We start from the raw sequence: 10,308 nt of genomic DNA on the forward strand, positions 1-10,308 counted from the left end.
AGTGTGTAAGAATTTAATTACTTTCTTTTAAGATTTAAAGATTATGACTAATCAGATAAATTCAAAGATTCCAGAAGGACCTATAGCAGAGAAATGGACCAATTATAAAGCACATCAACGTTTGGTTAACCCAAAGAATAAATTAAAGTTAGATGTGATTGTCGTAGGAACAGGATTGGCTGGAGCTAGTGCAGCTGCATCTCTTGGCGAGATGGGCTTTAATGTTCTTAACTTTTGTATACAAGATTCACCTCGTCGTGCGCACTCTATTGCAGCGCAAGGAGGTATCAATGCCGCTAAAAACTATCAGAATGATGGTGACTCAGTTTATCGTCTTTTCTACGATACAGTTAAAGGTGGCGATTATAGAGCACGTGAAGCAAACGTTTATCGTTTAGCAGAAGTGTCAAATAGTATCATCGATCAGTGCGTAGCTCAAGGTGTTCCTTTTGCTCGTGAGTATGGTGGTATGTTAGCAAACCGTTCTTTTGGTGGAGCTCAAGTAAGTAGAACATTCTACGCAAAAGGACAAACTGGACAGCAATTGTTGCTTGGTGCTTACTCAGCGCTTAGCTGTCAGGTGAATGCAGGAAAGGTAAAGCTCTACACTCGTTATGAGATGGAAGACGTAGTTCTTGTAGATGGCCGTGCAAGAGGTATCATTGCAAAGAACTTAGTTACAGGTAAACTAGAGCGTTTCTCTGCAAATGCCGTAGTAATAGCAACAGGAGGATATGGTAATGCTTATTTCCTTTCTACCAATGCGATGGGTTGTAACTGTACAGCAGCAATCCAATGCTATCGTAAGGGAGCTTACTTTGCAAATCCATCATACGTTCAAATTCACCCAACATGTATTCCAGTACACGGCGATAAGCAATCAAAGCTTACCTTGATGTCTGAATCTTTGCGTAATGACGGACGTATTTGGGTTCCAAAGAAGATCGAAGACGCTAAAGCTTTGCAAGCAGGTACAAAGAAAGGCTCTGACATTCCAGAAGAAGACCGTGACTATTATCTTGAACGTCGCTATCCAGCATTCGGAAACTTGGTTCCTCGTGACGTAGCTTCTCGTGCTGCTAAAGAGCGTTGTGATAAGGGATTCGGTGTAAATAATACAGGACTTGCTGTGTTCCTCGACTTCTCTGAAAGTATTGAACGCTTGGGAGTAGATGCCATTCTACAACGTTATGGTAACCTATTCGATATGTACGAAGAAATTACAGACGTTAATCCAGGCGAACTAGCAAACGAAATAAACGGTGTTAAGTATTATAATCCAATGATGATCTATCCTGCAATCCACTATACAATGGGTGGAATCTGGGTTGATTACGAGCTAATGACTTCAATCGAAGGCTTGTTCGCAATTGGAGAATGTAACTTCTCAGACCACGGAGCAAACCGCTTAGGTGCTTCAGCGTTGATGCAAGGTCTTGCAGATGGTTACTTCGTACTTCCATACACCATTCAAAACTATCTTGCAGATCAAGCAATTTGGCCTCGTTTATCTACAGATCTTCCTGAATTCGAAGAAGCTGAGCGTGGAGTTCAAGCAGAAATCGATCGCCTAATGGGCATTCAAGGAAAGCGTTCAGTAGACTCAATCCATAAAGAACTTGGTCATATCATGTGGGAACACGTAGGAATGGGCCGTACAGCAGAAGGACTTCGTGAAGGTATTGCAAAGATGAAAGAACTAAGAAAAGAGTTCGATACCAACCTATTCATACCTGGAAGCAAAGAAGGACTTAACGTAGAGCTAGACAAAGCCATTCACCTTCGTGACTTTATCATCATGGGAGAACTTGAAGCATACGACGCTCTCTCTCGTAATGAAAGCTGTGGTGGACACTTCCGTGAAGAATATCAGACCGAAGAAGGAGAAGCTAAGCGTGATGACGAGAACTATTTCTATGTAGGATGCTGGAAATATAATGGCAGCGATACAGCAGAACCAGAGCTTATCAAAGAGCCATTAGAGTATGAAGCAATTAAAGTTCAAACACGTAACTATAAGTCGTAATTAAGTTAACGAGTGCATCTTATGTCGACAGCTCACAAATAATCGAGCACAGCAGTAATGTAACAGCCACCTAAAAGGGCAGTTTTCACTCAAGTCGACATAACAACTCTAAACGAATAAGCTATAAAACCCATATGGAGAAAAATATAAGTTTCACGCTAAAAGTATGGCGTCAAAATGGTCCTAAGGCAAAAGGACACTTCGATTCATTCGAAATGAAGGACATCCCTACAGATACTTCATTCCTCGAAATGCTCGACATCTTGAACGAGCAACTCATCGAAGAAGGTAAAGAACCATTTGTGTTCGACCACGATTGTAGAGAAGGTATCTGCGGTATGTGTTCACTTTACATCAATGGACACCCACACGGACCAGCTACAGGAGCAACAACTTGCCAATTATATATGCGCCGTTTCAATGATGGAGACGTAATAACCGTAGAGCCATGGCGTTCTGCTGCATTCCCAGTAATTAAGGATTGTATGGTAGATCGTGGTGCTTTCGATAAGATTATACAAGCAGGTGGATACGTAACAGTACGCACAGGCCAACCACAAGATGCAAACAGCATCCTCATTCCAAAGCAAGATGCCGACGAAGCAATGGATTGCGCAACATGTATCGGTTGTGGTGCTTGCGTTGCAGCATGTAAAAATGGTTCTGCAATGTTGTTTGTAAGTTCTAAGGTAAGTCAACTTGCACTTCTTCCACAAGGTAAACCAGAAGCAGCACGTCGTGCAAAGGCAATGATGTTGAAGATGGAAGAACTCGGATTCGGTAACTGTACAAACACTCAAGCATGTGAAGCAGAGTGTCCAAAGAACGAATCTATTGCCAATATCGCTCGTCTAAACCGTGAGTTCATCATGGCAAAGTTAAACGACTAATATTGCTTTAATTAAAATAGACTAAGGATGCCTGTCTGAGAAAGATAGGTGTCCTTTTTCCTTTTATGCCCTCTCGTCCTTTTATTAGGTAGAACATCGAGCCTAAAAAATGCTGCCTTGTACCCTTATTCATCATTCCGTTACCCATTGTTGTAGCAGAAAGATGAGGTACAGAACCCTCACAAAGCCCCAATAGCTGTATTCCTTCGATATTTTCGCTGTATTTCATTAAAATATCTCGCCCCTTACTTTCCCTGTTTTTATCATTTCAGCGCCTTAGAAAGAGTTTAATGAACTATATTATTAATGCCTTGTGATAAAAAACTATACAAAAAAGCTCTCTGACGACTTGAAATCATTAGAGAGCAATATATTTATATGATGTGACTTCCTATGCCACTAAACGCCAAATAAAGGCGATGAGCATCGTAACAACAATGCTAAAGACAAGCTTTGTTTTGTTCTTCCTTGTATGGGTTCTCTTTTTCGCCTTTGTAGTATTTACAAAGCTTCATTAATTTTTCTCTATCATCCATGTTTCTTTTTACAATTTATATTGTCAACTTCAGTAGTATCTATTATTACCTTTTCTCCTTTAGCATTGCATTCTTTAATTTGTTTGTTAGTATCCTTTATTCCTTCTATAATCTCTTCATAAAGATCCTCGTCTACACCGAGCTTTTTTGCCTCCTCCTTACTTATGTTTAGGTAAAATACACTGTCTTTATAAAAGGCATAATTTTTTAGCGCAAGGGCAGCAGCTCTCTTTATTCTTATTTCTTTAGGCATTTGTCTTAGTTCTTCAACACTAAGCAATAGTGCCTTTGCCTCTTCGGCCTCAGAAGCATATACACGATTTCTTACGCTATTGTTTGTTTGCGATGGAGAGTCTTTTTTAGCGCACGAAGATGCAATAAATATAGCCAAAAGACTTAAAGGAATAAGTTTTAGAAAATTTTTGTCCATCTTTTTTATGTTTAATAGGTTAATAAAATGGTATGATAAAGAGCATAAATAAAAGAAAGGAAAATTCTCTTTTTCAGCTTAATAAGTAATAGTCTTTTTGCAAATATAGGAAAAAAAATAAATGCAGATATTGTTTTTATCCTATTTAACGCAGGCATTTCTCGTTTAATTTTATGTCTTCACAGAACAATGCAAACCGCATTAGAGCGAAAGAATAACGACATTTGGATTTGTTCTTTTTTATTTCTTTTCCCTGTTCTATTCAATAAAAGCTCCGTAAAGATAGTTTAAAGAAGCTTTAATCCCTTGTTCCCTTTCTTTGTGTCATCTCCTTATTTTTCTATAAACAGCCTCTTGCGTCCGAAAATCATTGCAATTGTGTTCCAAAAGCATTGTAATTACACGCCAATCTCACCGCTTTTACGTACTAATTGCATTGAGTTTAAGGCAGACTTATTTTACAGACGGTTTATACATCTTATAGCTGAAAAATAGAAAGAGCTAATTGTAGGGGAGTTGATGATAGAAAGATACGTTAAAAATATTGTCTTAATGTATTTTTATTTAAAATATTTTCTTACTTTTGTAAAAGACAACACTTAATGAAAGATATAGGGAATAACTATAAGCTATATATAAAAACAGTGCTCCCACGGTTGTCCGCAGGAGCAAGAAATCTTCGGCTTATAGCCTTGTTGTGAAAAGTCTTCACATGTATATCTGTGTGCAAATATAAAACTATTATTTGGAAAAACAAATAAAAACCTTAAAAATATGACGCAAAAAATTTTTGGAATAGACCTTGGAACGAACTCTATTGGTACTTCTGTACGAAATACTGACCTCGGAAATAACCTAGTAGACCAGTTAGAATTCTTTTCTTCTGACATTTTTAATGCGAGTGTTAGCAAGAATACTAATGGAAGAGAATATTCTTTAGCAAGCGATCGCTCGGCACATCGTAGAGGTCGTAGATTAAATGACAGTCGTAGACGCAAGTTGTGGGCTACACTCGACTTGCTTATCAAAAACAATTTGTGTCCTATGGCGCCAGAATCATTAGAGCAATGGCGTACTTATGATAAGAAAAAGAAACTTTTCAGACAATATCCTATTGACGATAAAGCTTTCCATTCGTGGATAATTCTTGATTTTAATGGTGATGGAAAGCCCGATTATTCTAGTCCATACCAGTTGAGAAGAGAGTTGGTTTCAGTTCAATTAGACTTTAATCAACCTATCGATCGATATAAACTAGGACGAGCTTTGTATCACATTGCCCAACATAGAGGTTTTAAAAGTAGTAAAGGAGAAACCATTGCAGAGCAAGAAAAGCAAGAAGACGACAGCAAGAAAAATAAGAATAGCGCTCTTACAGAAGAACATGTTGATGTTGTTAATGCAATGAAAGCCTCTGAAGAAAAGCTTTCAAAGGGGCTTTTAGCCTATATGCAAGAGCATAATTTGAAAACTGTTGGTGCCGCTTTTGCTCAACTAGAAGACGAAGGAATACGAATTCGCAATAATAGTGAATATAAAGCAATACGTTCGCAACATCAAGACGAGATTAAAGAAATATTTAAATTTCAGAAAGGATTATCTGAACAAACAGAATTATTAGATACTCTTATAAGCGAAAAGCAAGGTATTGGAACCATTTTCTATAAGCGTCCTTTGCGTTCTCAGCGTGGAAATGTGGGTAAATGTACACTCGAACCAAACAAACCACGTTGCCCAATAGGTCATCCTTTATTTGAAAAATTCCGTGCTTGGACGTTCATTAATAATATAAAAGCAAAGTCGCCTGATTCAGATTCTGCAGAACCACTGCCAATGGATATGAGAATAAATATCTATAATAAACTCTTCTTGTCGAGAGTTAAGGCAGATTTTAAGTTCGAAGAAATTAGGCATTTCATTGAAAAACAATGGGGAGTAGCCCTTTCTAAGGACGATAAAACAATTAATTATAGAGATGATACGAGTGTGGCAGGTTGCCCAATAACAGCCCGTATGATAAAAGTTTTAGGCGAAGACTGGGAGAATTTCCAGGTTATAGGAACGAAAGAGCGACAAACGCAGGGTAAGTCTAATAATGCATTGCATCAGGTTTGTTATACAGCAGAAGATGTATGGCATCTTTGTTATGATGCAGAAGATCCAGAACAAGTGCGTGTTTTTGCCGAACAAACATTGGGTTGGGACGAGAAAAAGGCTGCAGAATTAGTGCGTCTTTGGTCGGCAATTCCTCAAGGATATGCAATGTTGAGTCAAAAAGCCATTCGAAATATTAATCGAATGTTGTTGTTTGGCTTGAAATATTCAGATGCAGTGTTGCTTGCTAAGCTTCCCGATATCTTAGAATTGTTGGATGAAGATATTCAAACTATCATCAAAAAAGCACAACAGCTAGAAGAAGTTGTAAACGAAGAGAAAAGAATTGGCAACATTGTTAACTCGCTTATCGCTAACTATAAAGCTGAAAGCCTAGAGCATCGCTTTGCTGATCACAATTATGAATACCAGTTAGATGAGTCAGACGAAAGAGAGATTATCAAACACATAGAGAGTAATATCGGAAAACAACGTTGGGAATTGATGGATGCCGACGAACAAATCTCTATATTAGAAGGGGTTAGAAGCGGATATCAAGCATTCTTTGCTAGTTACAAACGCAATTATATTGAGCTCCCACAGCTAGGCGAGCGATTAGTAGAATTACTCTCAAAAGAATATCCTTCTGTTGAAAAGAGGGAATGGGAGCGTTTGTATCATCCTTCACAAATAGCGATTTATCGTCCAATTTTGCTGGATAAGTCTGAACAAAATCTACGTTTGGGCGATCCAAATATAGGCGCAATAAAGAATCCAACAGTGATGCGAACACTCAATAACTTGCGAAGGAGAGTGAATCAGTTGTTAGATGATGGAGTATTAGTGCCTAGTGAAACGAGAGTTGTGGTGGAAACAGCTCGTGAGTTGAACGATGCTAATGCTAAATGGGCTTTAGAAAAGTATCAAAAGACAAGAAGAGATGAGAATGCACAGATAAAAAAGATTCTTGAAGAATTCTATTCAAAGCCCAATGGCATAACAGATACAGATGTAGACAAGGCCCGTTATGTTATAGAACAATGCGAAGAAGATAATTATAAGTCTAAAAAAGAAATCGGAACTTATAGTAAAGACATTCAAAAGTATAAATATTGGCTAGAACAAGGCGGTCAATGTCTATATACTGGACGAATTATTAGCTTGTCAAATCTTTTCGATTCTAATGCATTCGACCTCGAACACACCATTCCTGCAAGTGTTAGTTTTGATAATTCAGACCAAAATATGACACTATGCGAGGCTCATTATAACCGTTTTATTAAGAAAAATAACATTCCAACGGCAATGCCGAATTACGAAAAGGATGTTACAATCGATGGAAAGCTATACACTGCGATAAAACCTAGATTGGAAAAATGGAAGAAACGTATAGAAAGACTCTCTAGAAATGTCGAATATTGGAAAGTTCAAGCACGACGTGCGCAAATGAAAGACCGTAAAGATGAATGTACAAAAGAGAAACTTCTTTGGCAAATGGAGTTGCAATATTGGCGAGATAAGTTGCAACGTTTTACCATTCTTGAGGTTACTGATGGCTTTAAAAATAGTCAATTGGTAGACACCCGCATCATCACTCGACATGCAACTCTATATCTAAAGAGTGTTTTTGAAAATGTAGAGGTGCAGAGAGGAAGCACAACTGCAGAGTTCCGAAAGATACTTGGAGTGCAAAGTGTAGAGGAAAAGAAAGATCGTACATTACATTCGCATCACGCTATTGATGCAACTATCTTAACAACGATACCTACTGCTGCAAAAAGAGAACGTATTCTTGAACTCTTTTATAAAGTGCAAGAGAAGGAAAGAATACTTAAAAACTGCTCTGGAGATGTCTGTGAAGGCTTAAAACAAGATTTAGAAGGCTTGCAGGCAAAGCTTAAAAAAGAGGTTGCAGATTGCAAACTTGGTGGTGAAATCTCACAACTTGGCAACTTTATCAATGATAAAATCATCATCAATCATTGTGTAAAAGACCAAACTTTAACCCCTTCTCACAAGAGATTGAGAAGAAGAGGACGTGTCGTTGGAGGTAAAGAGCATCCTATTTGGCAAACAGGAGATACCCTAAGAGGAGAAATTCATGCTGCAAGTTATTATGGTGCTATCACACAATACGCAAAAGATAAAGACGGTAATGTTCTCTTTAATGATGGTAAACCAAAGATAGACCCCACTATTTGGTATGTAATACGTCGAGAACTAAAACATAAAAAATCACCACAAGATACAGGTTTTGCCTCTTGGGACGACCTTGAAAAGGTGATTGTAGATAAGAATCTCTTTAAATTGATGAAAGAACAGTTCCCTGAAGGAACCTCTTTCAAAGATGCTTGTGAACAAGGTATCTACATGATAAAGAAAGGAAAAAACCAAGAACATAATATAAAGACCCATAGAATAAGACACGTGAGATGCTATGCGGTTAAAACTGCACTGAAAATAAAAGAACAAACCAATAAATCAACAAAGGAATATAAGCAATATTTCTATGCTGCTGTCGGTGATTTATACACAATGTGTTGTTATACCAATGGAAAAAATAAAGAATATAGAATATATAGTTTATATGACATTGCTCAACATCGTAAGGCTGGAATAGAAGATATTCCTGAATTCATTACAGATAAAAAGGGAAATAGATTAGAGTTGGCTTATAAGTTGCGTAAAGGTGATATGATATTGCTATACGAAAATACTCCAGAAGAATTGTATGACATGGATCCTGTGAACTTAAAACGACGATTATATAAGGTAAATGGTTTTGAGAATGATGGTTTAAGAGTAAGAATGACCAATCATATGGTCGCAAATAAGGAAATGGGAGAATCTATTAAGGATTATTCTCAGATACCTGTAGCTGCTCGTTGTGGAATTAAAACTATTAAATTCTTGATAATGGGCGAGCATAACGACTTCGTTATAAAGGGTAATAATATTATATTCAATCATCGATGATTAAGAAAACATTATACTTTGGCAATCCTTCTTATCTCTCACTTCGTAATGACCAGTTGGTTATTCAACAACAAAAAGTGGGAGAGAAGGATGCGCCAGGTATAATAAAGAAAGACATAGTTAGAACTATTCCTATCGAAGATATAGGTATAATGGTGCTTGATCATGCAGAAATCACTATTACACAAGGTGCTTTAGCTGCATTACTCGAGAATACCGTTGCCGTTATAACATGTGATAAAGAGCAAACTCTTAAGGGAATGTTGCTCCCTTTAGTAGGAAATACATTGCATCAAGAACGCTTTCGCAGTCAATTAGAAGTAAATATCCCTGTCAATAAGCAGTTATGGCAACAGACGATCAAAGCAAAAATAGAAAATCAAGCCTTTTGTTTGCAACGAAATACATCAAAAACAGCTTCTCCACTTCATGTGTTAGCACGTAGTGTGAAGAGTGATGATGCAGATAATAACGAAGAACAAGCAGATTTTTATTATTGGGAACACATCTTTCCAGATAGTCTAAACTTCATAAGAAGCGATAAATATTCACCCATTAATGAACTACTTAATTATGGATATACTATCTTGCGTGCAGTTATTGCTCGTGCATTGATAGGAAGTGGATTGCTACCTGTGTGTGGAATCCATCGTCGTAATCACAATAATGATTATTGCTTGGCAGATGATATTATGGAACCTTATTGCCCATTTGTAGACGATTGGGTAATAAAAACAATTCAAAAGTTAGGAAATCCTACAGAATTAACTCTAGACTATAAGCGAGAAATGTTGCAAATACCCGTTATTGATGTTTCAATAGCAGGCAAACACAGTCCTTTAATGATTGCAGCAGCACAAACAGCAGCAAGTCTTGCAAAGTGTTATAGTGGCGAAAGCCGTAAAATATATTATCCTTCTTTTCCTTAATGCAAAGATTAAGCGAGTATAGAATTATGTGGGTAATGGTTCTTTTCGATCTTCCAACCACCAACTTAAAAGAAAAGCGGGACTATATTCTTTTCCGAAAGAATTTAGTAAAAGATGGTTTTATCATGTTTCAGTATTCTATTTACGTCCGACATTGTGCCAGTAGAGAGAATGCTGCAGTACATGTGAAACGTGTAAAATCCTTTATTCCACGCTCAGGAGAGGTTTGTATTATTGTTATAACGGATAAACAATTTGGTGAAATAGAGATATTTAGTAGCTCTGAGCCGCAAAAACCGAACACACCTGGGGTGCAACTTGAATTATTTTAGAATATAAAAAAGAGTCCTAATATTAATATTGGGACTCTTTTTTGTTGCAATTTTTATTTTACATAAACAGGAGATATATTCTTGAAACTCAATTA

At 37.3% G+C, this 10,308-nt stretch carries 7 protein-coding genes; 5 read left to right on the forward strand and 2 right to left on the reverse strand.

Annotation, left to right across the window (positions count from 1 at the left end):
* Positions 1–43: 43 nt before the first annotated feature.
* Both A3GM_RS0105335 and A3GM_RS0105340 read left to right on the forward strand, forming a co-directional pair.
* On the forward strand, positions 44–2,026 hold the full coding sequence (locus tag A3GM_RS0105335) for a fumarate reductase/succinate dehydrogenase flavoprotein subunit (protein WP_018362363.1): 1,983 nt from the start codon (positions 44–46) through the stop codon (positions 2,024–2,026).
* 134 nt (positions 2,027–2,160) lie between these two features.
* On the forward strand, positions 2,161–2,916 hold the full coding sequence (locus tag A3GM_RS0105340; RefSeq protein WP_009228115.1) for a succinate dehydrogenase/fumarate reductase iron-sulfur subunit: 756 nt from the start codon (positions 2,161–2,163) through the stop codon (positions 2,914–2,916).
* 7 nt (positions 2,917–2,923) lie between these two features.
* On the opposite strand, the gene A3GM_RS0105345 is transcribed toward A3GM_RS0105340, so the two are convergent.
* Together A3GM_RS0105345 and A3GM_RS0105355 are read right to left on the reverse strand one after the other, a co-directional pair.
* On the reverse strand, positions 2,924–3,145 hold the full coding sequence (locus tag A3GM_RS0105345; RefSeq protein WP_018362364.1) for a hypothetical protein: 222 nt from the start codon (positions 3,143–3,145) through the stop codon (positions 2,924–2,926).
* A gap of 299 nt (positions 3,146–3,444) precedes the next feature.
* Positions 3,445–3,882, reverse strand: a complete 438-nt coding sequence (locus A3GM_RS0105355; RefSeq protein WP_018362366.1) for a hypothetical protein — start codon at positions 3,880–3,882, stop codon at positions 3,445–3,447.
* 774 nt (positions 3,883–4,656) lie between these two features.
* Between A3GM_RS0105355 and cas9 the strand changes: the two genes are divergently transcribed.
* From cas9 to cas2, 3 genes are read left to right on the forward strand one after another with little or no spacing between them, the layout of a single operon-like run.
* Positions 4,657–8,952, forward strand: a complete 4,296-nt coding sequence (gene cas9 / locus A3GM_RS0105360) for a type II CRISPR RNA-guided endonuclease Cas9 (RefSeq protein WP_018362367.1) — start codon at positions 4,657–4,659, stop codon at positions 8,950–8,952.
* Entirely contained in the window at positions 8,949–9,881 is a 933-nt protein-coding gene (gene cas1 / locus A3GM_RS0105365; RefSeq protein ID WP_018362368.1) for a type II CRISPR-associated endonuclease Cas1, read from the forward strand. Before cas9 ends, cas1 begins: the two co-directional genes overlap by 4 nt.
* On the forward strand, positions 9,881–10,213 hold the full coding sequence (gene cas2 / locus A3GM_RS0105370; RefSeq protein ID WP_018362369.1) for a CRISPR-associated endonuclease Cas2: 333 nt from the start codon (positions 9,881–9,883) through the stop codon (positions 10,211–10,213). The genes cas1 and cas2 overlap by 1 nt, the downstream gene beginning before the upstream one ends.
* Positions 10,214–10,308: the final 95 nt, after the last annotated feature.

It is taken from the genome of Hoylesella nanceiensis DSM 19126 = JCM 15639, assembly GCF_000379965.1.
GTDB lineage: Bacteria > Bacteroidota > Bacteroidia > Bacteroidales > Bacteroidaceae > Prevotella > Prevotella nanceiensis.

Coding starts and splice junctions, on each gene's coding strand:
- A3GM_RS0105335 (WP_018362363.1), top strand. CDS start 44: ATGACTAATCAGATAAATTCAAAGATTCCAGAAGGACCTATAGCAGAG.
- A3GM_RS0105340 (WP_009228115.1), top strand. CDS start 2,161: ATGGAGAAAAATATAAGTTTCACGCTAAAAGTATGGCGTCAAAATGGT.
- A3GM_RS0105345 (WP_018362364.1), bottom strand. CDS start 3,145: ATGAAATACAGCGAAAATATCGAAGGAATACAGCTATTGGGGCTTTGT.
- A3GM_RS0105355 (WP_018362366.1), bottom strand. CDS start 3,882: ATGGACAAAAATTTTCTAAAACTTATTCCTTTAAGTCTTTTGGCTATA.
- cas9 (WP_018362367.1), top strand. CDS start 4,657: ATGACGCAAAAAATTTTTGGAATAGACCTTGGAACGAACTCTATTGGT.
- cas1 (WP_018362368.1), top strand. CDS start 8,949: ATGATTAAGAAAACATTATACTTTGGCAATCCTTCTTATCTCTCACTT.
- cas2 (WP_018362369.1), top strand. CDS start 9,881: ATGCAAAGATTAAGCGAGTATAGAATTATGTGGGTAATGGTTCTTTTC.